Source organism: Rubrivivax soli (assembly GCF_049810355.1).
In the GTDB taxonomy this organism is placed as follows: domain Bacteria; phylum Pseudomonadota; class Gammaproteobacteria; order Burkholderiales; family Burkholderiaceae_C; genus Rubrivivax.
This window is the reverse complement of record NZ_CP187368.1, coordinates 1,883,476-1,909,719: the sequence shown is the minus strand read 5'-3', so window position 1 is coordinate 1,909,719 and position 26,244 is coordinate 1,883,476. Positions and strand designations below refer to the sequence as shown.

27 protein-coding genes are annotated in these 26,244 nt (G+C 74.6%); 14 read left to right on the top strand and 13 right to left on the bottom strand.

Features of this window, described 5'->3' with window-relative positions; translation table 11 throughout:
* Positions 1-117 precede the first annotated feature (117 nt).
* Positions 118-594, top strand: a complete 477-nt coding sequence (locus ACPOLB_RS08715; RefSeq protein WP_425260935.1) for a DUF3717 domain-containing protein — start codon at positions 118-120, stop codon at positions 592-594.
* Entirely contained in the window at positions 591-1,961 is a 1,371-nt protein-coding gene (locus ACPOLB_RS08710) for an MATE family efflux transporter (RefSeq protein WP_425260934.1), read from the top strand. The genes ACPOLB_RS08715 and ACPOLB_RS08710 overlap by 4 nt, the downstream gene beginning before the upstream one ends.
* Positions 1,962-1,980: 19 nt before the next feature.
* Here the strand turns inward: ACPOLB_RS08710 and ACPOLB_RS08705 are convergent, their stop codons facing one another.
* The 6 genes from ACPOLB_RS08705 to ACPOLB_RS08680 form a co-directional block, all read right to left on the bottom strand.
* Complete coding sequence (locus tag ACPOLB_RS08705; RefSeq protein ID WP_425260933.1) at positions 1,981-3,327, bottom strand: ATP-binding protein; 1,347 nt, start codon at positions 3,325-3,327, stop codon at positions 1,981-1,983.
* A gap of 7 nt (positions 3,328-3,334) precedes the next feature.
* Complete coding sequence (locus tag ACPOLB_RS08700; protein ID WP_425260932.1) at positions 3,335-4,039, bottom strand: response regulator; 705 nt, start codon at positions 4,037-4,039, stop codon at positions 3,335-3,337.
* A 123-nt stretch (positions 4,040-4,162) separates the two neighbouring features.
* Entirely contained in the window at positions 4,163-4,690 is a 528-nt protein-coding gene (locus tag ACPOLB_RS08695; protein WP_425260931.1) for a Spy/CpxP family protein refolding chaperone, read from the bottom strand.
* A 127-nt stretch (positions 4,691-4,817) separates the two neighbouring features.
* The gene (locus ACPOLB_RS08690) at positions 4,818-5,768 is read right to left on the bottom strand and encodes a hypothetical protein (protein WP_425260930.1); all 951 of its coding nucleotides are present in this window, start codon (positions 5,766-5,768) and stop codon (positions 4,818-4,820) included.
* 73 nt (positions 5,769-5,841) lie between these two features.
* Positions 5,842-6,165 carry a DUF3106 domain-containing protein gene (locus ACPOLB_RS08685; protein ID WP_425260929.1) on the bottom strand — a complete coding sequence of 108 codons (324 nt, stop codon included), beginning with the start codon at positions 6,163-6,165 and terminating at the stop codon, positions 5,842-5,844.
* A 157-nt stretch (positions 6,166-6,322) separates the two neighbouring features.
* Positions 6,323-7,162: a beta/gamma crystallin-related protein gene (locus ACPOLB_RS08680; RefSeq protein ID WP_425260928.1), complete on the bottom strand. Its 840-nt coding sequence runs from the start codon at positions 7,160-7,162 to the stop codon at positions 6,323-6,325.
* A 210-nt stretch (positions 7,163-7,372) separates the two neighbouring features.
* Between ACPOLB_RS08680 and ACPOLB_RS08675 the strand changes: the two genes are divergently transcribed.
* Positions 7,373-7,777, top strand: coding sequence for a response regulator (locus tag ACPOLB_RS08675; RefSeq protein ID WP_425260927.1), 405 nt, complete (start codon positions 7,373-7,375; stop codon positions 7,775-7,777).
* On the opposite strand, the gene ACPOLB_RS08670 is transcribed toward ACPOLB_RS08675, so the two are convergent.
* Positions 7,767-8,411 (bottom strand): response regulator, encoded by a 645-nt coding sequence (locus tag ACPOLB_RS08670; RefSeq protein ID WP_425260926.1) that lies wholly within the window; start codon positions 8,409-8,411, stop codon positions 7,767-7,769. The genes ACPOLB_RS08675 and ACPOLB_RS08670 overlap by 11 nt on opposite strands.
* Before the next feature lie 60 nt (positions 8,412-8,471).
* Between ACPOLB_RS08670 and ACPOLB_RS08665 the strand changes: the two genes are divergently transcribed.
* From ACPOLB_RS08665 to ACPOLB_RS08645, 5 genes are all read left to right on the top strand, one after another.
* Complete coding sequence (locus ACPOLB_RS08665; protein ID WP_425260925.1) at positions 8,472-9,236, top strand: sensor histidine kinase; 765 nt, start codon at positions 8,472-8,474, stop codon at positions 9,234-9,236.
* 107 nt (positions 9,237-9,343) lie between these two features.
* Positions 9,344-9,508: a DUF1328 domain-containing protein gene (locus ACPOLB_RS08660; protein ID WP_425260924.1), complete on the top strand. Its 165-nt coding sequence runs from the start codon at positions 9,344-9,346 to the stop codon at positions 9,506-9,508.
* A 15-nt stretch (positions 9,509-9,523) separates the two neighbouring features.
* A complete protein-coding gene (locus tag ACPOLB_RS08655) occupies positions 9,524-9,877 on the top strand; it encodes a hypothetical protein (RefSeq protein ID WP_425260923.1) in 354 nt (117 codons plus the stop codon).
* A gap of 18 nt (positions 9,878-9,895) precedes the next feature.
* Positions 9,896-10,288 carry a hypothetical protein gene (locus tag ACPOLB_RS08650; RefSeq protein ID WP_425260922.1) on the top strand — a complete coding sequence of 131 codons (393 nt, stop codon included), beginning with the start codon at positions 9,896-9,898 and terminating at the stop codon, positions 10,286-10,288.
* Entirely contained in the window at positions 10,285-10,620 is a 336-nt protein-coding gene (locus tag ACPOLB_RS08645; RefSeq protein ID WP_425260921.1) for a hypothetical protein, read from the top strand. Before ACPOLB_RS08650 ends, ACPOLB_RS08645 begins: the two co-directional genes overlap by 4 nt.
* On the opposite strand, the gene ACPOLB_RS08640 is transcribed toward ACPOLB_RS08645, so the two are convergent.
* From ACPOLB_RS08640 to ACPOLB_RS08630, 3 genes are all read right to left on the bottom strand, one after another.
* Positions 10,587-11,459, bottom strand: coding sequence for a diguanylate cyclase domain-containing protein (locus ACPOLB_RS08640; protein WP_425260920.1), 873 nt, complete (start codon positions 11,457-11,459; stop codon positions 10,587-10,589). The genes ACPOLB_RS08645 and ACPOLB_RS08640 overlap by 34 nt on opposite strands.
* Before the next feature lie 133 nt (positions 11,460-11,592).
* The gene (locus ACPOLB_RS08635; protein WP_425260919.1) at positions 11,593-12,264 is read right to left on the bottom strand and encodes a Crp/Fnr family transcriptional regulator; all 672 of its coding nucleotides are present in this window, start codon (positions 12,262-12,264) and stop codon (positions 11,593-11,595) included.
* 93 nt (positions 12,265-12,357) lie between these two features.
* Positions 12,358-13,080 carry a Crp/Fnr family transcriptional regulator gene (locus tag ACPOLB_RS08630; RefSeq protein WP_425260918.1) on the bottom strand — a complete coding sequence of 241 codons (723 nt, stop codon included), beginning with the start codon at positions 13,078-13,080 and terminating at the stop codon, positions 12,358-12,360.
* Between the two features lie 266 nt (positions 13,081-13,346).
* Between ACPOLB_RS08630 and ACPOLB_RS08625 the strand changes: the two genes are divergently transcribed.
* From ACPOLB_RS08625 to ACPOLB_RS08615, 3 genes are read left to right on the top strand one after another with little or no spacing between them, the layout of a single operon-like run.
* Positions 13,347-14,528, top strand: coding sequence for an OmpA family protein (locus ACPOLB_RS08625; protein WP_425260917.1), 1,182 nt, complete (start codon positions 13,347-13,349; stop codon positions 14,526-14,528).
* The gene (locus tag ACPOLB_RS08620; RefSeq protein WP_425260915.1) at positions 14,515-14,754 is read left to right on the top strand and encodes a hypothetical protein; all 240 of its coding nucleotides are present in this window, start codon (positions 14,515-14,517) and stop codon (positions 14,752-14,754) included. Before ACPOLB_RS08625 ends, ACPOLB_RS08620 begins: the two co-directional genes overlap by 14 nt.
* Before the next feature lie 3 nt (positions 14,755-14,757).
* Positions 14,758-23,097 (top strand): GH36-type glycosyl hydrolase domain-containing protein, encoded by an 8,340-nt coding sequence (locus ACPOLB_RS08615; RefSeq protein WP_425260912.1) that lies wholly within the window; start codon positions 14,758-14,760, stop codon positions 23,095-23,097.
* 18 nt (positions 23,098-23,115) lie between these two features.
* On the opposite strand, the gene ACPOLB_RS08610 is transcribed toward ACPOLB_RS08615, so the two are convergent.
* Both ACPOLB_RS08610 and ACPOLB_RS08605 read right to left on the bottom strand, forming a co-directional pair.
* Positions 23,116-24,132, bottom strand: coding sequence for an OmpA family protein (locus ACPOLB_RS08610; protein ID WP_425260911.1), 1,017 nt, complete (start codon positions 24,130-24,132; stop codon positions 23,116-23,118).
* Between the two features lie 23 nt (positions 24,133-24,155).
* Positions 24,156-24,545 (bottom strand): DUF4398 domain-containing protein, encoded by a 390-nt coding sequence (locus ACPOLB_RS08605; RefSeq protein ID WP_425260910.1) that lies wholly within the window; start codon positions 24,543-24,545, stop codon positions 24,156-24,158.
* A 223-nt stretch (positions 24,546-24,768) separates the two neighbouring features.
* Between ACPOLB_RS08605 and ACPOLB_RS08600 the strand changes: the two genes are divergently transcribed.
* The 3 genes from ACPOLB_RS08600 to ACPOLB_RS08590 all read left to right on the top strand — a co-directional run bounded on the left by ACPOLB_RS08600 (position 24,769) and on the right by ACPOLB_RS08590 (position 25,933).
* Positions 24,769-25,083: a BON domain-containing protein gene (locus tag ACPOLB_RS08600; protein ID WP_425260909.1), complete on the top strand. Its 315-nt coding sequence runs from the start codon at positions 24,769-24,771 to the stop codon at positions 25,081-25,083.
* The gene (locus tag ACPOLB_RS08595) at positions 25,080-25,313 is read left to right on the top strand and encodes a CsbD family protein (RefSeq protein WP_425260908.1); all 234 of its coding nucleotides are present in this window, start codon (positions 25,080-25,082) and stop codon (positions 25,311-25,313) included. Before ACPOLB_RS08600 ends, ACPOLB_RS08595 begins: the two co-directional genes overlap by 4 nt.
* Positions 25,314-25,702: 389 nt before the next feature.
* Positions 25,703-25,933, top strand: coding sequence for a hypothetical protein (locus ACPOLB_RS08590; RefSeq protein ID WP_425260907.1), 231 nt, complete (start codon positions 25,703-25,705; stop codon positions 25,931-25,933).
* A 33-nt stretch (positions 25,934-25,966) separates the two neighbouring features.
* Here the strand turns inward: ACPOLB_RS08590 and ACPOLB_RS08585 are convergent, their stop codons facing one another.
* On the bottom strand, positions 25,967-26,200 hold the full coding sequence (locus tag ACPOLB_RS08585) for a hypothetical protein (protein WP_425260906.1): 234 nt from the start codon (positions 26,198-26,200) through the stop codon (positions 25,967-25,969).
* Positions 26,201-26,244: the final 44 nt, after the last annotated feature.

Below are 26,244 nucleotides of genomic sequence, written 5' to 3'. Positions count from 1 at the left end.
GGCCGCAGGCCCGCGTGCAGGGGCGCGCGGCAGCGGAGCTGCCGCGCTGCTATCCTTCGCGTCCCCCGAAACCGGGTGGCCGCGAAGTTCGCGTTCCCGCCTGCCACCCCGAGCACCTTGGCTGCGCTGCACATCACCGACATCGAGGCCGCCATCAACTGGTGGCGCGAGCGCTCGCCGTCGCCCGACGGCATCAGCGCCTGCCCCGAGGTGCGCGCGCTGGCCGAGGTGTACGCACTGATGGTGTACTACCACGAGCCGCTGGCCGACGAGGACAGCATGCCGGCCCGCGCCCGCGAGGCCTGGCTGACCTGGTACGCCAGCACGCCGGACGCGCCCTGCATCGCGATCTGCTCCACCAGCCAGGGCGACGACGTCTGCAAGGGCTGCGGCCGCAGCTTCGACGAGGTGCAGCACTGGCCCGTCTTCACGCCGGGCGAGAAGCGGGCCGTGTGGCGCCGCATCACGCTGGAGGCGACGGCCTGGCGCTTCAACCGCTATGCCGAACGGGCGAAGCTGTCCAGCGGCGCCGACCACCCGCCGGCCGACGTCTTCGCAGCACCCGGCGCGCCGGCACCGCGGGACGCGTCTTGAGCAGCGGCTGGGCGCACAGCGCCCGACGCATCGCTAGGCTGGCCTGGCCGGTCTTCGTGGGGCAGCTGTCGGTGCTGGCCTTCAGCACCATCGACACCGTGCTGGTGGCGCGATTCGCCGCCGCCGACCTGGCCGCGCTGGCGGTGGGGGCGGCCGCCTACGTCACCACCTTCGTCGGCTTCATGGGCGTGGTGCTGGCGCTCGGGCCCATCGTCGGCCAGCTCTTCGGCGCCGGCAAGCTGCACGATGCCGGGCGCCAGGTGCACCAGGCGGTGTGGATCGCACTGGCGCTGTCGCTCGCGGGCAGCACGCTGCTGCTCTTCCCGGCGCCGTTCCTGGCCCTGTCGCAGGCCGGGCCCGAAGTCGCCGACAAGGTGCGCGGCTACCTGGCGGCGCTGGCGCTGTCGCTGCCGGCCTCGCTGCTGTTCACGGTGTACCGCGGCTTCAACGTGGCCGTGTCGCGGCCCAAGGCCGTGATGGCGCTGCAGATCGGCGGCCTGGCGCTGAAGCTGCCGCTGTCGGTGCTGCTGATCTTCGGCGTGCCGGCGCTGGGCATCCCGCCGCTGGGCGTGCTGGGCTGCGGCATCGCCACCGCCATCGCGATGTGGGCGCAGCTGCTGGGCGCCGTGCTGGTGCTGCGGCGCGACCCGTTCTACGGCCGCTTCGCGCTGCTCGGCCGCGGCCTGGACCTGCCCGACCGCCGCGCCCTGCTGGCCCAGCTGCGGCTGGGGCTGCCGATGGGCGCCACGATCCTGGTGGAGGTGTCGGGCTTCACGTTCATGGCGCTGTTCATCGCGCGGCTGGGCACCACGCCGGTGGCCGGGCACCAGATCGCGGCCAACCTGGTGTCGCTGCTGTTCATGCTGCCGCTGGCCATCGCCAACGGCACCAGCACGCTGGTGGCGCAGCGCATCGGTGCGCTGGACCTGGCCGACGCGCGCCGGCTCGGCTGGCACGGCCTGGCCGTGGGCACGGCCATCGCCGCCGTGCTGGGCGGCGCGGTGTTCCTGGGGCGCGAGGCCGTGGTGGCGCTGTACGCCCGCGACGCCGCGGTGGTGGCGGCGGCGCTGCCGCTGCTGGCCTACGTGGCGCTGTTCCACGTCGCCGATGCCGCGCAGACCATCGCCGCGTTCGTGCTGCGCGCCTGGCGCATCGCCACCATCCCGCTGCTGGTGAACGCCACGGCGTTGTGGGGCGTGGGGCTGGGCGGCGGGTTCGCGCTTGCCTTCGGCGGCCACGCCTGGGTGCCGCTGGCGTGGCGCGGCGCGGCCGGCTTCTGGACCGCCGCCACCGCCGGCCTGGTGCTGACCGCACTGGCGCTCACCGGCCTGCTGGCGCACGTGCTGCGCCGGCAGCGCGCGGCTTGACGGGCCCGGCGCCGCGCGCTCAGGCCAGCGGCAGGGCCAGCGTGAAGCAGCTGCCGCCGCCTGCGCGCGGCGTGCAGCGCACGCTGCCGCCGTGGCGTTCGGCGATCTGCCGCACCAGGGCCAGGCCGAGACCGACGCCGCCTTCGCGTTCGGCATGGCCGGGCAGGCGGAAGAAGGGCTCGAAGATGCGCTCGCGCTGGGCCTCGGGCACGCCGGGGCCGCGGTCGAGCACACGCAGCTCCACCTGCCTGCGGCTCTCGGCGGCCACCACCGCCACTTCCACCTCGACCGCGTCGCCCCCGTAGCGCCGCGCGTTTTCCAGCAGGTTGCGCAGCGCGCGGCGCAGCAGGCGTTCGTCGCCGAGCAGCGTGACGTCGGCGCCGTGCGCGCCGGCCTGCACGCGCGCGGCTTCCTCGGCGGCCAGCGCCAGCAGCTGCACGGGGTCGCGCCGGTCCAGCGTGGTCGTGGCGTCGAGCCGGCTGGCGAGCAGGACCTCCTCGACCAGCGCGTCGAGCTCGGCGATGTTGGCGTCGATCTCGCGCTGCAGCGCCGCGCGCTGCTCGGGCGCCGCGTCTTCGGCCATCGACACCGCCATCTTCAGCCGCGCCAGCGGCGAGCGCAGCTCGTGGCTGGCGTTGGCCAGCAGGCTCTGGTGCGAGCGCAGCAGCACCTCGATGCGGCCGGCGGCGCGGTTGAAGCTGGCGCCGAGCGCGGCCACCTCGTCGCGCCCGTCCTCGGCCACACGCTGCTGCAGGTTGCCGGCGCCGAAGGCCTCGACGCCGCGCTTGAGCGCCTCGAGCCGCCGCGTCAGGCGCCGCACCACCGGCCAGGCGCCGGCGGCCACGGCCGCGAACAGCACCAGCAGCAGCGCGGCCAGGCCGATGCCGCCTTCGGGCAGCCCGGGCGGCAGCCAGGGCAGCAGCCGCGGCGGCGGCGCTGCCGCGCCGTCCGGGCTGCCGGGGGCGGGCCCGCGGCGCAGCGCCAGCGGCCGCAGCACCCACAGCGTGCGGCCATCGTCCAGGCGGATCGGCACCGCGCGCCCGACCGTGCTGCCTTCGGCCTCGCGCAGCAGGTAGCTGTCGGAGATGGCGATGCGCTGCCCGCCGCCGTCTTCCAGCGCCATCGGCAGGCGCAGGCGCTGCGACCAGTCGCGCAACGCCGCTGCCTGGTCCTCGGGCGGTGCATCGGCGCCGGGCAGCGAGCGCTGCAGCAGCTCGGCCCAGGCCGCCACGCGGTTCTGCGCCGAGCGCTCGAAACGCTGGCGTTCCTGGTCGAGATGGTTCTGCAGCAGCCAGCCCGAGACCAGCGCGAACAGCGCCAGCGCCGCCACCACGGTGACGTAGATGCGCAGGTACAGGTTGCGCATCGGCGGGCTACTGGTCGGCGTCCTGCTTCTTCGCGAAGACGTAGCCCGCGCCGCGCACCGTGAGCACGCGCTTGGGGTTCTTCGGGTCGTCTTCGATGACGGCGCGGATGCGCGAGATGTGCACGTCGATGCTGCGGTCGAAGGCCTCCAGCGGGTGGCCCTTCAGCGCGTCCATGATCTGGTCGCGGCTGAGCACGCGGCCCGGGCTCTGCGCCAGCACCACCAGCAGGTCGAACTGGTGGCTGGTGAGGTCGCAGGCGATGCCGTCCAGCCGTGCCTGGCGGGCGCCCAGATCGACCTCGAGGCGGCCGAAGGTGAGCACGTCGTCACCGGCCGGCTCGGGCGTGGCGCGGCGCAGCAGCGCCTTCACGCGTGCCAGCAGCTCGCGCGGCTCGAAGGGCTTGGGCAGGTAGTCGTCGGCGCCGAGCTCGAGGCCGACGATGCGGTCCATCGGCTCGCCGCGGGCCGTCAGCATCAGCAGCGGCAGGCGGCGCGTGCGCGCATCGGCGCGCAGCTCGCGCGTGAGGTCCAGGCCGTCGCCGTCGGGCAGCATCAGGTCGAGCAGCAGCGCATCGTACGGGCGCGCCTTGAGCTGCTCGCGCCCGGCGTGCAGCGAGCCGGCGGCGTCGACCTCGTAGCCGTTGCGGCGCAGGTAGTCGCCGACCAGCGCGGTCAGCCGGGAGTCGTCGTCGATCAGCAGCAGTCGGCTCATCGGTGCGGGCTTTCGAATGCAAAAAACGCTCCGTAGCCCGAGAGCTGCGGAGCGAAGGCCTGGAGAGGGACGTCAGGCCACAGGAGGAACCGGTTCCAGGATAGCGGCAATCCCTGCCGCGGTTCAGCGCGGGGCGGGGCGCTGCAGCGACTCGCGTTCGCTGCGGTGGCGCTCCATCATCGCGCGGCGCTCGGCCATCTGCGTGGCCATCTTCTGGCGTTGTTCGGCGCTGAGCACGCGGCTGGCGTCCAGCAGGGCCTGCATCTGGCGCTTGCTGGCCTGATCGTGGCGGGCCAGCATCTGCTGGCGCAGGTCTTCGACGGCGCGGGCGTCCACGGTCGGGGCCGCCAGCAGCTGCATCAGCTGCGCCTGCTGGTCGCGGCTCGCGCCGTGCTGGGCCCGCATGTCCTCGCGCGCGGCCTGCAGGATGGCCTGCACCTGGCTGCGCTGTTCGGCGCTGGCGCCGGCGGCGTCGAGCATGCGTTCGATCTGACCGAAGCCCTGCTTGCCGTGGTGCGCGCCGCCGGGGCCGTGGGGCGCGGCTTGCGCCGCGAGCGTCCACGCTGCACCGATGGCCAGCACCAGCGTGGCCACGGTCAGCCGCAACGGGAGCCCCGTGCGGGGCTGGAGGGTCTGGGTCGGTGTCTTCATGGCGGCTCCGCGGGGTTGCACGATGGAACGGACTGTGCGCCGCCGGGGTGTCGGCCGCTTGCGCGGCGGGTAAAGAACTGTTGCCTCGGCGGCAGGGTCCGGGCGCCGCGCGGCCCGGCGTGCGTGGTCAGGGCGTCGTGGCTTCGGCGGGGTCCACCCGCACCAGCCGGCGCTGCAGCCGGAAGCCGGGCATCGCGCTGTCCAGGTCCAGCCGCAGCAGGGTGCCGCTGTGCCGGTCGATGACGATCGCGCCATCGAGCCGGCGGCTGTCGTCGCCGCGCTGCGCGTCGCCGAAGAGCTCGATCACCACGGCCTCGAAGCGCCGTCCGTCCAGCCACTGCGGCCCGATGGCGACGACCTGGCCGCGCACGCGGGCCCGGGCCAGCGGGTCGCCGACCACGACGATGTCGCCCGACAGCACCTGGCCCAGCGCGGGTTCGTGGCGCAGCAGGCGCGGCCAGGCGAAGCTGCCATCGGGTGCGCGCGTGACGTTGCCGGCGCGGTCCTGCCGCCACGGCTGCCCGCCGCCGGGCCGGCGCAGCCGGAACTCGATCTCGTCGCGGCGCAGCGCCAGCACCTGCAGCGTGGTGACGGTGGTGTCGGCCTGGCGCGTCCCGGTGCGGTCTTCGTACACCAGGCGTTCGCCCACCGCCACCGGCAGCGCGGCGGCACGCGCGGCCGGCAGGTCGGCGGCCGGGGGCGGGCAGCCACGCTCGCGTGCGGCCGTGCGCAGGGCCTCGAAGCGGCCCTTCAGGCGGGCCAGGTCCCGGGCCTCCAGGCCGTCGGGCCGCAGCGCCAGCAGCGCCGGCCAGAACACGGCGACGCCGACGCCGAGCGCCACGATGTTGTTGCCCACGCGCTGGTCGACGTCGTAGGCGAGGTCGGCCGCGCGCTGCTGCACGGCGTCGAGTTCGTCGTCGATGCGGGCGCAGTCCCAGAGCGCGAACTCGGCCGCGCTGGTCGGCAGCGGCTGCACGTCGACCGCGCGCGTGGCGCAGCCGCCCAGCAGCAGGGCGCACAGCGGCGCCAGCAGCGCGCGGGCAGGACTGGCGGGCCGGAGAAGCCGGGAACGGGTCATGGCGGCGCGCATTGTGCCCCGGCGCAGGCGCCTGCGACCGTGCGCCGGAGCACCCGCGCCGCCCGTGGCGGCGTCACTGCGCCGCGGACGCCGCCTGCTGGCGCTTCTCGGCCATGCGGGCGGCCGCGCGCGGGCGCTTCTCGGCGAAGCGCTGCTTCGCGGCGGCCTGCTGCTCGGGCGTCATCGCGTCCCACTTCTGCCGGGCGCGTTCCTTGGCGGCGGCCTTCTGCTCGGGCGTCATGGCGTCCCACTTCTCCTTCATCGCGGCACGCCGCTCCGGCGAGGGGCTGGACGCCGCCGTGCCTGCGGGCTGCTGGGCGGCGGCGGAGGCGGCCAGCCCGAGGCCGGTGACGGCGGCCAGGGCGGCGGCCAGGGTGGAAACCAGGGTCTTCTTCATCGGGGGCTCCTGAACAAGCGGGGTGCGCCGGGGTGCGGCGCTGCACGGACAGGGGTTCAATGCCTGCACAGGCGTGAGCGTTGACGCGGCAGGCGCGGGCATCGATGAAGCGGCTGCAAAGATTTGTGTCGGCCCCGACCCGGCCCCGCCGCAGCGTTCACTCGCGCGGCTCGCCCCTGCGGTTCACGGTGATCGTCGGCCCCGGCGCCTCGCGCAGTTGCACGCGGTGGTTGTCGCCGCGGAAGCGGTAGCTGACGTCCCAGTAGTCGGTGGGGCGCGGCCCCGGCGCGTCGGCGCAGCGGCGCACGTCCTGCGTCGCGACCTGCGGGCCCTGCTGCGCGCGCCCGACCTGCGACCCCACTGCCGCGCCGGCGACGACGCCGCCCACGGTGGCCAGGTCGCGGCCGCTGCCGCTGCCGATCTGGTGGCCGAGCACGCCGCCCAGCACGGCGCCGATCACGGCACCAGGCACGCGGGCGTCGCTGCGGCGCTCCTCGACGTCCTGGCGCTCCATCCAGCAGCGCTGCTCGGCCGGGCCGCGCACGGCACGCGCGCTCAGCACGTTGGCCTCGTACAGCCGCTCGTCGGGGCGGCGGCGCCAGCGCGGGTCGCTGCGCTGGCCGTCGTGGATGGCGTAACGGTCGTCGCGGCCCATGCGCTCGTCGCGGACGGCGCGCTCTTCCTCGCGCTGCTCCTGGCGCGCCTCGCTGAGGCGCCGCACCGACGAGACGCGGTCCTGCATCCCCATCGCCGCCAGCGTCGGGTAGCTGCCGGGCCGCAGTTCGACGCACTGGCCGCCGTAGTTGCTGTGCTGGCACACCTGCCAGCGGCCGCCGTCGACGCGGATCGACGACGCACGGTCGTTGAAGCCGCGGTCGCCGAAGCTGGGCTCGGCGTCGTCGACCCGCAGGCTGCGACCGCCGAAGTCCTCGTTCTCGTAGAAGACCACCTGTGCCGCGGCACCGCCGGCCAGGGCCAGCAGCAGGGTGGTCAGCATGAGTCTTTGTGGGTGGCGCATCGCGGCTCCTGGAGTTGTCTCGGGTGAGTCTGTGCACTGTGCGCCGCGGCGGTGCCGGGCGGCAGCGGACGCAGCCGCCCGCCGGTGTAGGCGGCGGCCCACACGCCGGCGCGGTGCAGTCCCGATGGCGCGGGCCGCGGCCATGCCCCAGACTCCACCGGGCCAGCCGCCTGGACGCCCGCCGCCCGCATGCCCGAAATCAAGACCTATCTCGTCGAAGACAGCCCGCTCATCCGCGATGACCTCGTGGCCACGCTGGAAGAGCTGACGCCCGTGCACGTGGTGGGCAGCGCCGACAACGAAGGCACCGCGCTGCAGTGGCTGCAGCAGCCGGGGCAGCGGGTCGACCTGGTCATCATCGACCTCTTCCTGCGCGGCGGCTCGGGCCTGGGCGTGCTGCGCGCGCTGGCGGCGATGCCGTCGCCGGCCAGGCTGGTGGTGCTGAGCAACTACGCCACGCCGGCGATGCGCCAGACCTGCCTGGCGCTGGGTGCCGACGGCGTGTTCGACAAGTCCACCGAGATCGACGCGTTGATCGGCTACTGCGGCCGCATCGCAGGCGGGCAGGGCGCCACCACGCCCGCTACTGGATGAGGCCGCGTTTCATCGCGTAGTAGGTGAGGTCGCTGTTCGAGGCCAGCTGCAGCTTGTCCATCACGCGGCTGCGGTAGGTGCTGACGGTCTTCACGCTCAGGCTCAGGCTGTCGGCGATGTGGCCGATGGTCTCGCCGCGCGCCAGCCGCAGGAAGACCTGCAGCTCGCGCTCGGACAGCTGCTTGTGCGGTGCCTGGTCGCCGGCCGGCCCCGCGTTGCCGGCCAGGCCCTCGGCCAGCTGCTCCGCGACCCCGGCGCTGATGTAGCGGCGCCCGCGCTGCACCGTGCGGATCGCCAGCACGATCTCCTCGGGCTCGCAGTCCTTGTTCAGATAGCCGCTGGCACCCAGGCGCAGCAGGGTCGTGGCGTAGTGCGCCTCGGGGAAGCCGCTGAGGATCAGCACCGGCAGCGTCGGCGCGCGGGCGCGGATGGCAGCCAGCGCGTCGATGCCGCTGTGGCCGGGCATCGCGATGTCCATCACGATGACGTCGACGTCGCCGCGGCGCAGCAGCTCCAGGACCTCGTTGCCGCTGGCGGCTTCGGCCACGACGCGGAAGTCGGCCTGCTCGGCCAGGTACTGCCGCAGCCCGGCGCGCACGAGTGCGTGGTCGTCGACGATGGCGATGTGGATCATGGCGGGCTGCGGTGCATGGGCGCATGATGCGCCTTTGCGCGGCAGCCGGGAGGGGCACGCATGTCCTGGATGCCGACGCTGGCCTTGTGCGCGCTGCTCGCGCTGCTGCTGCTTCTGCGCCGCCGCCTGCGTGGCGCGGCGCAGCGGCGCGACGACGAGCTGGCACGGCGCACGGTGGAGCTCACCGCGCTCACGCGGCACCTGCTGCATGCGCGCGAGGACGAGCGCCACCGCCTCGCCCGCGAGCTGCACGACGAGCTGGGCGCGCTGCTGACCTCGGCCAAGCTCGACGTGGCGCGGCTGCGGTCGCGCCTGGCCGGCGGCGCGCCCGAGGCACTGGACCGCCTGCAGCACCTGAACACCACGCTCGACAGCGTCGTGGCGCTGAAGCGGCGCGTGATCGAGAACCTGCACCCCACGGCGCTGCAGCACCTGGGGCTGGTGCTGACGCTGCAGATCCTGCTGCGCGAGTTCGCCGATGCCTCGGGCCTGCAGGTGCATGCCGACCTGCAGCCGGTGGACTTGTCGCCCGACAACGCGCTGGTCGTCTACCGGCTGGTGCAGGAGGCCGTCAACAACATCGCCAAGCACGCGCAGGCACGGCAGCTGTGGGTGGCGCTGGAGCCGCACGGCACACAGGTGCGGGTGCAGGTGCGCGACGACGGCGTCGGCTTCGACGCCGCGGCGCCGCTGCACTCGGCCTTCGGGCTGGTGGGCATGCGATTCCGCATCGAGGCGGCTTCGGGCACGCTGCGGGTGCAGTCGACGCCCGGGGCCGGCACGCGGCTGGAGGCGCTGCTGCCGGCAGCGCCGCAGCCGGCATAGGGCGCTGTCCTACAGCCGCGCGTGGCGCCAGCCGATCCCGCCGGCCGCGCGCGGCCGGCAGACTCGGTGCTCCGCAGCGGCCTGCTGCGCACCACCGAAAGCCCCGCATGCTGCACTACGCCATCGTCTTCTTCGTCATCGCGCTGATCGCCGCGCTGTTCGGCTTCGGTGGCATCGCCGCCGGTGCCGTCGGCATCGCGAAGATCCTCTTCGTGGTGTTCCTGGTGCTGGCCGTCGTCAGCTTCCTGTTCGGCCTGTTGCGCAACGGCTGACCGCCGCCTGCCGGCATGCACACGTCCCCACCCATCCCCTCCACCTCGAAAGCCACCATGAACCCCGACCGCATGAACGATCCGATCAACCAGGCCATCGACGGCGCCCTGCCGCCCGTGCACCACACCGTGGACGCGGTGGCCGACCTCGCGCGCCGCGGCGCGCACGCGCTGGGCGACAGCGCCGAGGCGGTGCGCCAGCGTGCCGAGCTCGGCTGGGGCAGCGCGCGCGAGAAGGCGATCGCCGCCTCGGACAGCGCGCGCCACACGATCCGAGACGACCCGCTCAAGTCGGTGCTGATCGCCGCCGCCACCGGCGCCGCGCTGATGGCGCTGGTGCACCTGATGTCGCGCCCGCGCGAACGCTGATCCACCCGGACCCGCACCATGCTGCACCGCTTGTTCCGTCTGGCGACGACACGCCCCGACCTGCTGGCCGAGCACGCCGGCGCCTACCTGGCGCTGGTGGGCGACGAAGCCGCGGTGCTGGGCACCCGCTGGCGGCAGCAGGCGGTGCTGCTGGCGGCCGCGCTGGCGGCCGCTTCCGTGGCCGTCACGCTGGGCGGGGTGGCGCTGCTGTTCTGGGCCAGCCTGCCGGTGGCGGCCATGCCGGCGCCGTGGCTGCTGCTGCTGGTGCCGCTGGCGCCGACCGCGGTGGCCGTCGCCTGCCTGGCGCGCCTGCTGGCCACGCCGGCGGCGGCACCGTTCGACAACCTGCAGCAGCAGTGGCGCGCCGACGCCGCGATGCTGCGTGCGGCCGGCGGGGAGGCTGCCCGATGACGCCACCCCCGGGCGAACGCCTGGCGGCTTCACGCGAGCGACTGCGACAGGCCCTGTCGCCGCCAGCCGGCGGTGCCGCGCCCGAGGGCGGCGTGCTGCTCGCCGCGGCGCTGGCGCGCAATGCAGCCGGCCTGCTGGTGCAGCGTCATCCGCTGGCCACCGTCGGCGCGGCGGCGCTGGCCGGCGCGGTGCTGCTGCGCTGGCGCCCCTGGCGCGGCCTGCTGCGGCCGGCGCTGCTGGCCGGTGCGCTGCCGCTGCTGCTGCGGCTGGCGTTGCGCGTGCCGCCGGGCCTGTGGACTCAGCTGCTCGGGCAGCGGTCGAAGAAGGCGTAGCCCGTCTGTTCGCGCTTGGCGTGGTACATCGCCGCGTCGGCGTGCTTCATCAGCACCCCGGCGGTGCTGCCGTCGGTGGGGGCCACCGCGATGCCGATGCTGGCCCGCACGCAGAGCTGCAGGTCGCCGATCTTCAGCGGCGTGGACACCGCGTCGAACAGCTTGCAAGCCACGTGGCCGAGCTGGTCGCGGCTGCCGGCCTCGGCCAGCAGGCAGGCGAACTCGTCGCCGCCGATGCGGCTGACCACGTCCTCGCTGCGCATCGCACGCGCCAGACGCAGCGCGACGATGCGCAGCAACTCGTCGCCGACGTCGTGACCGTGGCGGTCGTTGATGGGCTTGAAGCCGTCCAGGTCCAGGTACAGCACGGCCGGGAGATGCCGCGGCCCGTCGGGAGCGGCCAGCGCCCGATCCAGGCGTTCGTGGAAGAAGCTGCGGTTGGGCAGGGCGGTGAGCTCGTCGTGCTGGGCACGGTGGCGTTCGCGCCGGCCCGCGGCCCGCGCGCCGGCCAGGTCGGCGCCCAGGCGCTGCGCACGGTCCTCGGCGTCGCGCAGCGCGTCCTGCAGGTGGGCCAGGCGGCTGGCCGGCGGCGCCAGCATGCGCTGCAGCTGCTCCAGCGCCTGCACGCAGTCGAGCACGCCGGTCTGGATGCCGCTGGCCAGCGCATGCAGCTGCGGGTCGCACTCGGCCTGCAGCTGGCTGCCTGCCACCATGCGCAGCCGCATCAGCACCGCGTCGAACAGCGCGGTCCAGTCGGTGTACGGAATGTGCTGCGCCAGGAACGGCGCGCCGGGCGCGCTGCCGTGGGGTGCCAGGCGGCGTCCGGATGCTGTGGTCATGCTGCTTCCAGGGTGGGTGCCCGTCATGGTCGACGTGCCTGTGAGCGTAGGTGTCGGACAGCAGGAGTGCAGTGCGCTGGCGCACAAAGCAGCGATGTTGCTGCGCGTCGGGGATGCACGGCGCGCAGCGGCCTCACGGGCGGTCGGCCTCGTAGCAGGCGCAGGCCGCGGCCTCCAGGCCGGCGCGGTCCAGCACCTGCAGGTCGCCGCGGTGGTAGTGGATCAGGCCCTGGCGCTGCAGCCGGCCGGCCGCCACGGTGATGCCCACGCGGCGTGCGCCCAGCAGCAGCGCCAGCGCCTCGTGCGTGACGTGGAAGTGGTCGGCGTCGGCGCGGTCGTGGCACATCAGCAGCCAGCGCGCCAGGCGGGGGCCGATCTGGTGCACGTGCAGGCAGCCCGCGGTGGAGGCCAGCTGCATCATCAGCCGGGCGATGTACAGCTGCAGGCCGCCGCGTAGTGCCGCGCTGTGGTCCAGCACGTCGCGGAAGTCGACCCGGCCGACGCGCCAGGCCATGCCCGGGGACTGCACCAGCGCACGCTGTGGCGCCGCCAGCACGCCGAGCGCGAGCTGCACGCCGAGCATGCCCTCCGACCCCACCAGGGCCACGGCCAGGCCGGTCTGGTCGTCGATCTGCTCCAGCAGCGCGACGAATCCGGTGTTCACGAAGTAGACGTGGCGGATGGCCTCCGCACGCTCGTGCAGCACCTGCGCCGCCAGCAGCGGCACGTGTTCGGCCTTGCGCAGCAGCCGCGCGCGGTCCTGGCGCGGCAACTGGTCGATCAGTCGGTTCTCGGGCTCGGACACGCGGCGGCTTTCAGGGGGGCGGACGACCCGTGCAGTCTGGCGCCCGCCCACGCCCGCGACTGTCTGCCAGCGCACATGACGCTGCCAGTGCGATCAGGTGGCGACGCGGTCCGGCAGCAGCCGCTCGTATTCGGTCTTCACGACCGGGTAGCACTCGCAGGTGCGGGCTTCCAGCCCCGGCCGGTCGAGCACCGTGATGTGGCCGCGCGCATAGCGGATCAGTCCCAGCTTCTGCAGCTTCAGCGCCGCCTCCGTGACGCCCTCGCGGCGCACGCCCAGCATGTTGGCGATCAGCTCCTGCGTCATCTGCAGCTCCGGGCCGCGCAGCCGGTCCAGGCTCAGCAGCAGCCAGCGGCACAGCTGCTGATCGAGCGAGTGGTGGCGGTTGCACACGGCGGTCTGCGCCATCTGCGTGATCAGCGCCTGCGTGTAGCGCAGCAGCAGGTGCATCGTCGGTCCGGCGCGGTTGAACTCCGCCTTGATCGCCGCCGCGCGCAGGCGCAGCCCGCGCCCGGCGCTCTGCACGACGGCGCGGCTGGGCGTGGTCTCGCCGCCCATGAACAGCGCGATGCCGACCACGCCTTCGTTGCCGACGACGGCGATCTCGGCCGAGGCGCCGTTCTCCATCACGTACAGCAGCGAGACGATGGAGGTGGTGGGGAAGTAGACGTGGCTCAGCGGGCGGCCCGACTCGTACATCACGTGGCCGAGCGGCATGTCGACCCACTCCAGCTGCGGCTGCACGCGTGCCCAGTCCGCCGGTGGCATGGACCGGAGCAGGCAGTTGCGCATCGGATCGTCGTCGACCGGGTTCATCGGTGGGGACCTTCGTTCTTGCGCCAGGGGGCAGCCGACCCGGCTGGTCGGCATCACGCAGGGCGTCGATTTTTCACTATAGGCGCAGCAGCGGACGGCTTCTGTGCGTCAGCGCACAGACCGGTGCTGCTGCCGGGGCCGCGGCCCCTGCGTGCGCGACGGTCTGCCAGCGCACAGACGCCGCGCGCAACGCGGCCTACAACCCAGGTCGACAACGGTGCCGGAAGGCGCTGCTGGCCCTGCTCCACTCCCAACAAGGCTCTGCCATGACCACACCTCTTCCGCTGCACAGCCTGGCACTCGCCGCGCTGGCCTGTCTGTTCGCCGTCCCGGCGTCGGCGCAGGACAGCTACAACTACTTCGGCCTCGGCGCCGGACAGTCGCGCTCGCGCATCGACGAACTGCGCTCGGCCGAAGGGCTGCTCGGCAACAACGGCCCGACCATCGTCGACCTGCAGCGCGACAGCAAGGACGTCAGCTACAAGCTGTTCCTGGGCCGCCAGTTCAACCGCTACTTCGGTGTCGAGGCCGGCTACTTCCAGCTCGGCGAGTTCACCTACCGCGCCACCACGGTGCCGGACGGCACGCTGGACGGCCGCCTGAAGGTGCAGGGCGCCAACGTCGACGCCGTGCTCACGCTGCCGCTGGGCGAGACCTTCTCGCTGCTCGGCCGCGCCGGCGTGCAGTACGCGCGCGTGCGCAACAACATCGCCGGCACCGGCGCGGCCACGGTGGCCAACACCACGCCCAGCCAGCGCGAGATGAACCCGAAGATCGGCGTCGGCCTGCAGGCGGCGCTGGGCAGCGCGGTGCTGCTGCGTGCCGAACTCGAGCGCTACCGCATCGCGGATGCGCTGGGCAAGAGCGGCAACGTCGACATGGCGTCGGTGAGCCTGGTGTTCCCGTTCGGCCGCAGCGCCGCGCCGGCGCCGCGTGCCGAGGCGCCGGCGCCCTACGTGGCCCCGGTGGCGATGACCGCCCCGGCACCGGCGCCCGCGCCGGTGATGGCGGTGGTGGAGCCGCCTCCGCCCGTGGTGGTGCAGGCCCCGGCGCCGCCGCCGGCGCCGCGCCGGGTCAGCTTCTCGGCCGAGTCGCTGTTCGGCTTCGACAAGAGCACCGTGCGCCCCGAAGGCATGCAGGCGCTGGATGGCTTCGCGAAGGAACTGGACGGCACGGAGTACGTGACGATCAACGTCGAAGGCCACACCGACCGCATCGGCACGGCGGCCTACAACCAGACGCTGTCGCTGGAGCGCGCCGATGCCGTGAAGGCCTACCTGGTCGGTTCCGGCCGCATCCCGGCGGGCAAGATCAGCACGGTGGGCAAGGGCGAGTCGATGCCCGTCACCCAGGCCGCCGACTGCAAGGGCAACCAGCAGAACGCCCGGCTGGTGGCCTGCCTGCAGCCGGACCGCCGTGTCGAGATCGAAGTGATTGGCACACGCTGACCCACCCCACGGCGCACAGCGCTGGCGCACGTCCTCGCTCGGCGACAGCACCGACACCTCGCCGGGTGAGCTGCAACAGCTGGGCGAGCATGTGCACCAGTGCCGCGGCCGCCTGGCCGGGCTGCGCTGCAGCCTGGAGGCGGTGCATGGCTTCGTGGCCGCACGCTTCGTGACGACGCTCGTGATCGCCGCACTGGCGCTGGGCTTGCTCGCCTGGATGGCGTAACGCATGCGCAGCGTCTGGCGGCGCCAGCTGCCCACGGCGTCCCCCGACCTGCTGGCGCTGCTGGACGGGCGCGGCAGCGTGCTGCAGCCGCCGCTGCGGGCCGAGATCTTCGGCCCGCAGCGGCTGGCGCAGCACGCGCGCAGCCTGGGCCTGGCGCAGCACGCCGCGCCGGTGCGCTGGCCGCGTGCGGCCTTCTTCCCGCGGCTGCGCAGCAATGTCGGCGCGCTGCGCGCCGCGCACCGCTTCATCGGCCGCCAGGCCGCGGCCGGGCACGACATCAGCCCGGCGGCGGAATGGCTGCTCGACAACTTCCACCTCATCGAGGCGCAGCTGGCGGAGATCCACGCCGCGCTGCCGCGCCGCTACTACCGCGCGCTGCCGATGCTGCAGGGCGAGCCGCTGGACGGCCTGCCGCGCATCTACGGTGTGGCCTGGGCCTTCGTCGCACACACCGACAGCGCCTTCGACGAAGACCTGCTGGTGCACTTCCTGCAGGCCTACCAGCAGACCCGCGAGCTGCGCCTGGGCGAGATGTGGGCGCTGCCGACGACGCTGCGCGTGGTGCTGATCGAAAGCCTGCGCCGCCTGGCCGAGCGGCTGGCCACGCACAAGGCGGCGCGCGAAGCCGCCAACCTCGTGTGCGACGCCATCGACCGCTGGCCGGTGGAGACGCTGCAGTCGCTGCTCCTGGCGCTGGAGCGCCGCGGAGCCGGCGCGGTGTTCCTGGTGCAGATGGCACACCGGCTGCAGGACGGCACCAGCCACACCACCAGCCACGACACCGCCCACGGCGGCGGCGGCGACCCGCCCCCGACCGGCCTGCCCGGCCCCGACGCCGTGCTGGCCTGGCTGCACACCGCGCTGCCGATGCCGTCGGCCGCGCAGGCGCAGCTGCAGGCCGACCAGACGGCCGACAACCTGAGCGTCAGCAACGCCGTCAACTCGCTGCGCGCCATCGGCGACGCCGACTGGGCGGACATCGTGGGCCGCAGCAGCGCGCTGATGCAGCGCCTGCTCTGCGCCCCCGCCTTCGAGGCCGAACATGCCATGACGCGGGCGCAGACGCTGCGCCGCGTGGAGCGGCTGGCGCGGCGCAGCGGTCGCAGCGAGCTCGCGGTGGCGCAGGCCCTGCTGGCGCTGATGCAGCAGGGCCCGCCCGGACAGCCGGCGGCGCACTGGCTCGCGGGCCCGGGCCGCCCGGCGCTGACCCAGGCGCTGGGCCTGGACGAGCGCATGGCCGCCACGGCGCGCGTGCTCGCCCGCCGGGCGCTGCTGCCGGCCTACCTGGCGACGCTGCTGCTGGGCACGGCGGGGCTGGTGGCCTGGTTCCAGCGCAGCGCCGGGGTCGGCGACTGGGGCTGGCTCGGCGCGCTGCTGCTGGTGCTGCCGGCCTCGGAAGCGGTGGTGGCGGTGCTGCACCGGCTGATCGGCGAATCGCTGCCGCCCGGCCACCTGCCGCGGCTGGCGCTGGGCAGCGGCATCCCGGCCGAGCACCGCGTGCTGGTGGTGGTGCCGGCGCTGCTGACCGACGCCGACGGCGTGCGCGCGCTGGTGCACCGGCTGCTGCTGCACCACCTGGCCAACCCCGAGCGCCACGCGCAGTTCGCGCTGCTGGGCGACGGCGCCGATGCCGTCACCGAACACCTGCCGGGCGACGCCGCGCTGCAGTCGGTGGCGCTGGCGGCGCTGGCGGCGCTGAATGCCGCGCACGGCAACGGCGACGCCCTGGCGCCGCGCTTCATCCTGCTGCAGCGGCCGCGCCGCTTCAGCAGCAGCGAGCAGCGCTGGATCGGCTGGGAACGCAAGCGCGGCAAGCTCGAAGCGCTGCTGCGCCACCTGGCCGTGGGACCGACCGACGACTTCATCGACTTCGGCGCCGCCTCGTGCACCGCCGCCGACACGCGCTACGTCGTCACGCTCGACGCCGACACGCAGCTGCCGCCGGGCCGGCTGCGCGAACTGGTGGGCGTGGCCGCGCACCCCTGCAACACGCCGCGGCTGGACAGCGCCGGGCGCCGCGTGGTGGCCGGCCACGGCATCCTGCAGCCGCGCGTGGCCACGCCGCTGGCGCCGCGCGCGCAGCGCACCGTCTTCCACTGGCTGTTCGCCGGGCACAGCGGCATCGACCCCTACAGTGCCGCCAGCTCCGAGGTCTACCAGGACCTGTTCGACCAGGGCAGCTTCAGCGGCAAGGGCCTGCTGCACGTGCAGGCCATGCACCGCGTGCTCGGCGGCCGGCTGCCGGACGAGCAGGTGCTCAGCCACGACCTGCTCGAAGGCGCGCTGCTGCGCTGCGCCGTCGTCAGCGACATCACGCTGCTGGAGGACGCCCCGTTCCACGCCGACGTCGCCGCGGCGCGCGTGCACCGCTGGACCCGCGGCGACTGGCAGCTGATCCCGCTGCTGCTGCAGCCGCGGCGGCTGGCCATCGGTGCACTCAACCGCTGGAAGATGCTCGACAACCTGCGCCGCTCGCTGGTGCCGCCGGCGTCGCTGGCGCTGCTGCTGCTGGCCTTCGCCGGCCACGTGCTGGCGCCGGCGGCGGCGCTGGCGCTGGTGTTCGCGGCCTTCGCCGCCGGGCCGCTGCTGGGTGCGCTGGCCGGGCTGGCGCCGGCGCGCGACGACGTGGCGCCGCGCCGCTTCTACCCGGTGGCGCTGGCCGAGCTGCTGCGCGCCGCGGCGGGCGGGCTGTGGCAGCTGCTGCAGCTGCCGGGGCAGTCGCTGCGCGCGCTGGACGCGATCGGCCGCGCGCTGTGGCGCCAGGCGGTGAGCCGGCGCCTGCTGCTGCAGTGGACCTCCAGCGCCGCGGTGCAGGCCGCGGCCGGCAGCGGCTGGCGCACGCTGCTGCGCCGGCACCGGCACGAGTCGCTGCTGGCGCTGCTGGCGCTGGCGCTGCTGCTGCTGGCCGGCACCCCGTGGCCGTGGGCGGCCGCGGCGCTGTGCGCGGCCTGGGCGCTGGCGCCGCTGGCCACCGCCGCCGCCAGCCGGCCGCAGGGCGCGGCGGCGGCGCTGCCGGCCGCGGACCGGCTGGCGCTGGACGCGGTGGCTCGCGACACCTGGCGCTTCTTCGAGCGCTGCGTCGGCCCCGCCGACCACCACCTGCCGCCCGACAACCTGCAGATCCTGCCGCACGAGATGCTGGCGCGCCGCACCTCGCCCACCAACATCGGCCTGTACCTGCTGGCCGCGGTGTGCGCGCGCCGCTTCGGCTGGATCGGCACGCAGGACCTGCTGGCGCGGCTGGAGGCCACGCTGGCGACGCTGCAGCGGCTGCCGCGCCACCGCGGCCACGTGCTGAACTGGATCGACACCGAGACGCTGGCGCCGCTGCTGCCGATGTACGTGTCGGCGGTGGACAGCGGCAACCTCAGCGGCCACCTGCTGGCGGTGGCCGCGGCCTGCCGCGAGCTGGCCCCCGCGCCCTACGACGACGCGCCGCTGCAGGCGCTGGCGGCGCTGCAGCAGCGGCTGGCCGGCAGCAGCGGCGTCGACGTGCGGCGCTGGCTGCACGAGGACATCGCGGCCACCGAGGCCTCGGCGGCGCTGGACCAGGACCGGCCGGCCGGCGCCGGCACGCGACTGCTGGCGCTGGCGGCCCTGTGCGAGGCGCAGGCCTGGGCGCCCGACTTCGCCTTCCTGTACCACCGCAAGCGCCACCTGCTGCACCTGGGCTACCGCGTCGCCGAGCAGCAGCTCGACGCCGGCTTCTACGACCTGCTGGCCTCGGAGTCGCGCCTGACCAGCCTGCTGGCCATCGCCAAGGGCGACGTGCCAGTGCGCCACTGGGCGGCGCTGGGCCGGCCGTTCTACGGCGTCGGCGGGCGCGCCGGGCTGCGTTCGTGGTCGGGCTCGATGTTCGAGTACCTGATGCCGTCGCTGGTGCTGGCCGAGCCGCCGGGCAGCGTGCTGCAGGGCGCGTGCGCCGCGGCGCTGGCCGAGCAGCAGGCCTTCGGCGCGGCGCAGCGCCTGCCCTGGGGCGTGTCGGAATCGGCCTATGCCGCGGCCGACCACACGCTGGCCTACCAGTACGCGCCGCAGGGCGTGCCGCGGCTGGCGCTGCGCCGCACGCCGATCGACGCGCTGGTGGTGGCGCCCTATGCCACCGCGCTGGCCGCGCCGCTGGCGCCGCACGGGGCATGGCGCAACCTCCAGGCGCTGGCCGCGCTGGGCGCGCGCGGGCGCTACGGCTTCATCGAGGCGCTGGACTTCTCGCCCGCACGGCAGCTCGCCGGCGACCGCGTCACGCCGGTGGCGACCTACATGTCGCACCACCAGGGCATGACCATCGTGGCGCTGGCCAACGTGCTGCTGGACGGCGTGGCGCAGCGCTGGGGCATGGCCGACCCGCACATCGAGGCCGTGGCGTCGCTCCTGCACGAGGCGGCGCCGCGCGAGGTGCCGCGCCTGCTGATGCCGGTGACGGGGCAGCAGCTGCCGGCCGAGCAGGGGTCCGTGCCGGCGCTGTGGCACGCGGTGCCGCCCGGCGACGCCGCGGTGCCGCCGACGCAGCTGCTGGGCAACGGCCGCTACGGCGTGACGCTGCGGCCCAACGGCGCCGGCGCCAGCCGCTGCGGCGCCGACGGCGTGACCCGCGAACGCGACGACGCGCTGCGCGACGCCCACGGCAGCTTCCTCTTCGTGCGCTGGGACCGCCACCCGGCGCTGACCTCGCTGACGCTGCACCCGGCGCCCGATCTCGAGGCCCACTACGGCTGCAGCTTCCACGCCGACCGCGTCGTCTTCGACACCGCGTGGCCGGCGCTGCAGGTGCAGACCACGGTGTGGGTCAGCCCCGAGGACGACATCGAGTTCCGCGAGGTCTGCCTGAGCAACCTCGACGGCCGCGAGATCGACATCGAACTCGTCAGCGCGATCGAGCCCACGCTGTGCCCGCCGCGGGCCGACGAGGCGCACCCGGCCTTCACCAAGCTGTTCCTCGGCACCCAGTGGTGGCCGGCGCAGCAGGCGCTGGTGTTCACGCGCACGCCGCGCCTGGCCGGCGAGGCCGCGCTGCAGGCGGCGCACTTCATCGCCGGCAGCGACGGGCAGGTGATCGACGTGGCGCTGCAGACCGACCGCGCCGCGTGGCTGGGCCGCCACCGCGACGCCAGCCAGCCGCTGGCGCGGCTGCAGCCCGCGCCCGACGGCGCCGAGACCGCACTCGCCACCGGCCTGGACCCGGTGGGCGTGCTGGCCGTGCGCCTGCGCCTGCCGCGCCACGGGCAGGCGCGCGTGACCTTCGCCACCGCGGCGTCGGCCGACGCGGCGACGCTGCGCGCCGTGGTCGACAAGTACCGCCAGCCCAGCCACGTGCAGCGTGCCTCGCTGATGTCGGCCACGCTGGCGGGCATCCGGCTGCGTGCGCTGCGCCTGGGCGCGGCCGACCAGGCGGCGCTGCAGGTGCTGAGCACGGCGCTGCTGCAGACGCTGACGCGGCCGCTGGCGCCCGCGGCCGCCGCCTCCGACCGGCGCACGCTGTGGGCGCTGGGGCTGTCGGGCGACCGGCCCATCGTGCTGGTGTCGGCCGGCAACCTGCAGGGCCTGGGCCTGCTGCGCACGCTGGCGCAGGGCCTGCGGCAGTGGGCCTGGGCCGGCGTCGCCTGCGACCTGGTGCTGGTGAACACCGAAGCCGCGTCGTACCAGATGACGCTGCAGCAGGAGATGGCCATGCTGCGCGACCGCCACGCCGGCGAGGGCGGCGCCACGACGGCGCTGCTGGTGCTGCAGCGCGACGCCATCGCGCCCGAGACCTGGCGCACGCTGCAGCAGCGCGCCTGCGTGCGCCTGGTGGCCGACGGCCGGCCGCTGGCGCACCACGTGCAGGTGTGGAGCGAACTGCACGACGCGGCGCTGGAGCTGCGCCATGCCACGTCGACCACCGCGCTGGCGCTGCGCCCGGTGCACGACACGCCGCTGCAGCCTGCCGGCGGCGCCTTCGACAGCGCCAGCGGGCGCTACGTGTTCGAGTGCGACGCCACGCAGGCGCCGCCGCGGCCGTGGATCAACGTGCTCGCCAACCCCACGTTCGGCACGCTGCTGTCGGAAAGCGGCGGCGGCCACACCTGGGCGCTGAACAGCCGCATGCAGCAGCTCACGGCCTGGGGCAACGACCCGGTGGCCGACCTGCCGGCCGAATGGTGGCTGCTGCAGGACCTGCGCAGCCGCGAGGCCTGGAGCGTGGCGCCCTCGGCCTGGGCCGACGGCAGTGCGCGCTACACGGTCGAGCACGGCCAGGGCGGCACCCGCATCACGCACCGGCGCGGCGACCTGGCGGTGGAGGCCGCCTGGTGTGTGGATGCCGGCAGCGCCGTCAAGCAGGTGCGGCTGCGCGTGGTGAACCACGGCAGCCGCACGCAGCGGCTGCGCCTGTTCGGCCTGGTGGAGTGGCTGCTCGGCGCCACGCGCAGCGAGCGCGCGACGGTGCAGGTCCAGGCGCACACGCAGCGCCTGCCCGGCGGCCGCCTGCTGGCGCTGCTGGCGACGCAGCACGAGGCGGCCGGCGGCTTCGGCGGCGGCACCGCCTTCCTGGCGGTGGCCGGCAGCGACAAGGAGGGCGACGACGGTGCCGACGACGACTGGACCTGCGACCGCCGCGAGTGCTTCGACGCCCGCGGTCGCCTCGTGCTGCCCGACCACCTGGGCCGCCACGGCGGCACCGGCCTGGACCCCTGCGCCGCGCTGTCGCTGCCGCTGACGCTGGCCGCCGGTGCCGCCGGCGAGCGCGTGTTCCTGCTCGGCTGGGCGCCCACGCCCGAGGCCGCGCGGCTGCTCGCGGCCAGCGCGGCGGTGGTGCCGGCCGCCGCACGCTGGTCGGCCGTGCATGCCGACTGGGACGCGCGGCTCGGCACCGCCACCGTCACCACGCCCGACCCGCTGTTCGACGTGCTCGTCAACCGCTGGCTGCTGTACCAGGCGCTGAGCTGCCGCCTGTGGGCCAAGGCCGGCTTCTACCAGGCGGGTGGCGCCACGGGCTTCCGCGACCAGCTGCAGGACACGCTGGCGCTGGCCTGGTCGGCGCCCGAGCTGCTGCGCGCGCAGATCCTGCTGTGCGCCTCGCGCCAGTTCGCCGAAGGCGACGTGCAGCACTGGTGGCACGCCCCGGGCGGCGCCGGCGTGCGCACGCACTTCTCCGACGACCTGCTGTGGCTGGCGCACGCCTGCGTGCACCACCAGCGCTGCACCGGCGACGCCACGCTGCTCGACGAGCAGGTCCCGTTCCTGGAGGGGGCCGCCATCCCCGATGGCGCCGAGGACGTGTACGACACGCCGCGGGTGGGCAGCGAGAGCGCCAGCGTCTACGAGCACGCGGCGCGCGCCATCGACCGCAGCCTGGCGATGGGCGCGCACAACCTGCCGCTGATGGGCAGCGGGGACTGGAACGACGGCATGAACCGCGTCGGCCACGGCGGGCAGGGCGAGTCGGTGTGGCTGGCGTGGTTCCTGTGCCGGCTGGTGGCCGACTTCGCGCCGCTGGCACGCGCCCGGGGCGAGGCCGCGCGCGCGCAGCGCTGGCAGGCCGCGGCCTCGCGCTGGCGCGCCGCCCTGCAGGGCCCGGCCTGGGACGGTGCGTGGTTCAAGCGCGGCTTCTTCGACGACGGCTCGGCACTGGGCGCGAACGCCAACGCCGAGGCGCGCATCGACCTCATCGCGCAGGCCTGGGCCGTGCTGGCCGACGCCGTGCCGCGGCCGCTGCAGGAGCGTGCGATGGCCTGCGCCGAAGCGCTGCTGGCCGACACCGACCACGGCCTGCTGCGCCTGCTGGACCCGCCGCTGGTGCACGCGCAGCCGAGCGCCGGCTACATCCAGGCCTACCCGCCGGGCGTGCGCGAGAACGGCGGCCAGTACACGCACGGCGCGGTGTGGGCGCTGCTGGCGCAGGCCGAGCTGGCGCGGCGCACACCCGACGACCGCGCCGCGCAGGACCGCGTCTACCGCGACTTCACCTGGCTCAGCCCGGCGCACCGCGCGGTGCACCCGGTGTGGGGCCCGGCCTACGGGCTGGAGCCCTATGCCGTGGCCGGCGACGTGTGCTCGCAGCCGCCCTACACCGGGCGCGGCGGCTGGAGCTGGTACACGGGCGCCGCGGCCTGGATGCACCGTGCCGCGATCGAAGGCGTGTTCGGCCTGCGCTGGACCGCGCTCGACCTCGTGCTGCGTCCGTGCCTGCCGTCGCACTGGCCGCAGGCGACGCTGGTGCTCCGGCGCGAGGGCCGCACGATGCGCTTCACGCTGCAGCGCGGCACCGCCCCCGTGCCGCCGGGGGCCCACGTGCTGAAGCCGGGCGCGCATCTCTGCTGGCCCGGCCTGCGCGGCGACACGCACTTCGTGGTGCCGCTGCCCTGACGCTGGAAGAACGCGCGACTAGCGCGGGCGCACGCGCGCGCCGTCGTTCGACAGCACCACCTCGACGCGCCGGTTCATCTGGCGGCCGCCCGCACTGTCGTTGCCGGCCACCGGGAAGGCTTCGCCGTAACCGACGGTGGTGAGGCGGTCGCTGCCGATGCCGCCGGCGACCAGGGCCGCGCGCACGGCGTCGGCGCGCTGGCTCGACAGCGCCTGGTTCATGCTGTCGCTGCCGACGCTGTCGGTGAAGCCCTCGACCAGCGCGCTGCGCTGCGGGTTGTCGCGCAGGAAGGCCACCAGCTTGTCGACGTGGCGCTGGCCGCCGCTCTTGAGCTGCGCCGCGCCGCTGTCGAACAGCACGTCGCCCATCGTCACGACGAGGCCGCGCTCGGTCTGCTTCGCGTCCATGTCCTGCAACTGGGCCAGCAGGGCGCGGTTGCGCGCCTCGGCGTCGGCGGTCTGCTGCTGCGCCTGCGCGGCCTGCTGCGCCGAGACGGCGGCGTCCTGGCGCGCCGCGATCGCCTGCTGCTGCGCACCGGCCGCGGCCTGCTGCGCGCTGTCGGCGCTGCGCTGCGAGGCATCGGCACGGCCCTGGGCGCTGGTGGCGCTGCGCTGCGCCTGCTCGACCTCGGCGGTGCGCGCGGCCAGGCGCATGCGGTCGCGTTCGGCCTGCGCCGCCACGACGGCCTGGTCGGCGTTCTTGCGGTCGGTGGTGGCCACGGCGATCGCCGTGCGCGTGCTGGCGAGCGACGCGAGGTGGTCCACCTCGGCGCGGTCGGCGCTGCGCGCCTGCGCGGCCTCGGCGGCCTGCAGCGCAGTGGCGGCCTGGCGCATCTCGGTGGCGGCCAGCGCCTGGCTCTGCGGGTTGGCCTGCGCGGCGCGCAGGTCGCGGCGTGCGGCTTCCAGCGCCATGTTGTCGGGCGGCAGGCTGCTGCACGCGGCCAGGGCCGCGATGGCGGCGGCCGCGAGCAGTGCGGGTGCGAAGCGGCGGCTGGCGGCAGCGGCGGGGATCTTGGTCGAAGGAGTCGATGTCATGCGGGTCTTTCGGAGGTGGAAGCTCATTGCGGGGTGCGTGCCTTGCGTGCCATTTCCTCGCGCAGCACGCGGTCGGCCTCGTTCAGCTCCGCGACGGCCTTGCGGGCGCGCACCGCCTCGGTCAGGGCCTCGGCCAGCTGCGCCTCGGCCGTGGCTTCCAGGGCCAGGCGGCGGGCCAGGTCGTGGTCGCCGCTGCTGCTGGCGGCCTGGGCGCGCGCCAGCTTGTCGCGCGCGCTGCGCATTTCGGCCGGTGCGCCTTCGGGAGCGCCGGCGCCGGCGGCGTGGGCCACCGCGGCGGTGGAGACGGCGAGCTCGGACGATGGCGGCGGCGTGCTGGCGCAGGCGCCGAGCAGCGCGACGGCGCCGGCCAGGGCCGAGGCCGCGAGCAGGCGCGAGACGTGGGAATGGGTCATCGTGATTCCAGGTTGGAGATGGGTGCGCACAAGGTGGGGCCGGTGGGGTGCGCGGTCGGTGCGCTGGCGCACGCAACGCGGGCCGCCGCTGCGGCATGCGGCGCTGTCCTACGCGGCCCGTCGGCCTCGGACGATGGCGGGCGCGGGGGGGCGTCCCTACAGTGGCTGCATGCACCGGCCGCGGCGAGGCGACCGGTTTCCTGCCGACCTTCTGGAGATCTTCATGAACATCCGTACACCCCTGGCTGCCACGTGCATCGCACTGGCCCTGCTCACCACCGCTGGCTGCGCCGTCACGCGCGGCCAGGAGTCGGTGGGCGCCTATGTCGACGACACGGCCATCACCACGGCCGTGAAGGCCCGCTTCATCGACAACAAGAGCGTCGATGCCGGCGCCATCAGCGTGGAGACGCTCAACGGCGTCGTGATGCTGTCGGGCTTCGCGAAGAACAGCAGCGAACGCTCGATCGCCGAAAGCCTGACCTGGAAGGTCAACGGCGTGAAGTCCGTGAAGAACGAACTCGTGGTGCGCCCGTGAACTGGGACCGCATCGAAGGCGGCTGGACCCAGCTGATGGGTCGCGCCAAGGCGCAGTGGGGTGAGCTCACCGACGACGACATGGCCGTCGTGGCCGGTCGCCGCGACCAGCTGGCGGGCAAGATCCAGGAACGCTACGGCGTGGCCAAGGACGACGCAGAGCGCCAGATCACCGCTTGGCAGCGCCAGGCCAGCGACGACTGGTTCAGCGACGACCCGAAGAAGTCCTGACCTGGGGCGGCCCGGCGCGCACCGTGAAGCTGTGGCGGCACGGTGTGCGCTGGCACTCGAAGCGCTGGACCGGCCGCCACAGGCTGGTGATGCGATCGATCCACTGCCTGGGCACCCGGTACGACACGCCATCGCACAGCGGGCATCGGATGGGGGTGGCGGGCCCCGGGTAGAGGCTGTCGGGATCGTGCCGTGCGTTGCTCATGATGTTGCAGAGCATGCGGCCGGTCACCGGAGCTGACTGTGCACCAGCGCACATAACCCGGGCCGTGTGCCGGGCGAGCAGGAGCACGCGGCAAGGCGTCCCGGCCCGACACCCGCGACCCCCGACGGCACACGCACAAGACACGCACGAGGAATCCACGATGCAGGCGGCATGGACGCGCCGGATGTCCGGCACAGCGCGCCGGTGGCGCCGCCGGCCGCTGGCGTGGACGGTGCTGGCGCTGCTGCTGGCGCTGGGCCTGCTGGCGGCGCTGCTGGTGGTGCTGCAGCAGGGCGTGCGGCGCGGTGTCTCGCTGCGCCAGGAAGCGCAGCAGCAGGCCGACGTGGTGTGGCGCTGCAACGCCGAACGCGGCCGCGCCCGGCGCGACGCCTGCCTGCAGGCCGCGGCCCGCTAGCCGGGTGCGGTCCGCGCCGGCCCTGCGCACCCGTCAGTCGACGCGCTGCACCTGCAGCTGCAGTTGCCGGCAGACGTTGTCGCCGGTGGTGGTCAGGCGCAGGCCGCCACCGTTCCATTCGAGCCAGTTCATCGCGACGTAGCCGTCGATGTAGTCGCTGTCGATCTCGGCAGCACGGCGGCGCTTGAGCAGGTCCACCGTGGACAGCAGCGCATCACGCAAGGCCTGGCGGCGCAGCGCCGGCGCTTCAGGCAGAGGCAAGGTCATGGACGTTCCTTCTGGCGCAGTCGGATGGCCGACCATAGCACCCC

Coding starts and splice junctions, on each gene's coding strand:
- ACPOLB_RS08705 (WP_425260933.1), bottom strand. CDS start 3,327: ATGCGCAACCTGTACCTGCGCATCTACGTCACCGTGGTGGCGGCGCTG.
- ACPOLB_RS08700 (WP_425260932.1), bottom strand. CDS start 4,039: ATGAGCCGACTGCTGCTGATCGACGACGACTCCCGGCTGACCGCGCTG.
- ACPOLB_RS08695 (WP_425260931.1), bottom strand. CDS start 4,690: ATGAAGACACCGACCCAGACCCTCCAGCCCCGCACGGGGCTCCCGTTG.
- ACPOLB_RS08690 (WP_425260930.1), bottom strand. CDS start 5,768: ATGACCCGTTCCCGGCTTCTCCGGCCCGCCAGTCCTGCCCGCGCGCTG.
- ACPOLB_RS08685 (WP_425260929.1), bottom strand. CDS start 6,165: ATGAAGAAGACCCTGGTTTCCACCCTGGCCGCCGCCCTGGCCGCCGTC.
- ACPOLB_RS08680 (WP_425260928.1), bottom strand. CDS start 7,162: ATGCTGACCACCCTGCTGCTGGCCCTGGCCGGCGGTGCCGCGGCACAG.
- ACPOLB_RS08675 (WP_425260927.1), top strand. CDS start 7,373: ATGCCCGAAATCAAGACCTATCTCGTCGAAGACAGCCCGCTCATCCGC.
- ACPOLB_RS08670 (WP_425260926.1), bottom strand. CDS start 8,411: ATGATCCACATCGCCATCGTCGACGACCACGCACTCGTGCGCGCCGGG.
- ACPOLB_RS08665 (WP_425260925.1), top strand. CDS start 8,472: ATGTCCTGGATGCCGACGCTGGCCTTGTGCGCGCTGCTCGCGCTGCTG.
- ACPOLB_RS08660 (WP_425260924.1), top strand. CDS start 9,344: ATGCTGCACTACGCCATCGTCTTCTTCGTCATCGCGCTGATCGCCGCG.
- ACPOLB_RS08655 (WP_425260923.1), top strand. CDS start 9,524: ATGCACACGTCCCCACCCATCCCCTCCACCTCGAAAGCCACCATGAAC.
- ACPOLB_RS08650 (WP_425260922.1), top strand. CDS start 9,896: ATGCTGCACCGCTTGTTCCGTCTGGCGACGACACGCCCCGACCTGCTG.
- ACPOLB_RS08645 (WP_425260921.1), top strand. CDS start 10,285: ATGACGCCACCCCCGGGCGAACGCCTGGCGGCTTCACGCGAGCGACTG.
- ACPOLB_RS08640 (WP_425260920.1), bottom strand. CDS start 11,459: ATGACCACAGCATCCGGACGCCGCCTGGCACCCCACGGCAGCGCGCCC.
- ACPOLB_RS08630 (WP_425260918.1), bottom strand. CDS start 13,080: ATGAACCCGGTCGACGACGATCCGATGCGCAACTGCCTGCTCCGGTCC.
- ACPOLB_RS08625 (WP_425260917.1), top strand. CDS start 13,347: ATGACCACACCTCTTCCGCTGCACAGCCTGGCACTCGCCGCGCTGGCC.
- ACPOLB_RS08615 (WP_425260912.1), top strand. CDS start 14,758: ATGCGCAGCGTCTGGCGGCGCCAGCTGCCCACGGCGTCCCCCGACCTG.
- ACPOLB_RS08610 (WP_425260911.1), bottom strand. CDS start 24,132: ATGACATCGACTCCTTCGACCAAGATCCCCGCCGCTGCCGCCAGCCGC.
- ACPOLB_RS08605 (WP_425260910.1), bottom strand. CDS start 24,545: ATGACCCATTCCCACGTCTCGCGCCTGCTCGCGGCCTCGGCCCTGGCC.
- ACPOLB_RS08600 (WP_425260909.1), top strand. CDS start 24,769: ATGAACATCCGTACACCCCTGGCTGCCACGTGCATCGCACTGGCCCTG.
- ACPOLB_RS08590 (WP_425260907.1), top strand. CDS start 25,703: ATGTCCGGCACAGCGCGCCGGTGGCGCCGCCGGCCGCTGGCGTGGACG.
- ACPOLB_RS08585 (WP_425260906.1), bottom strand. CDS start 26,200: ATGACCTTGCCTCTGCCTGAAGCGCCGGCGCTGCGCCGCCAGGCCTTG.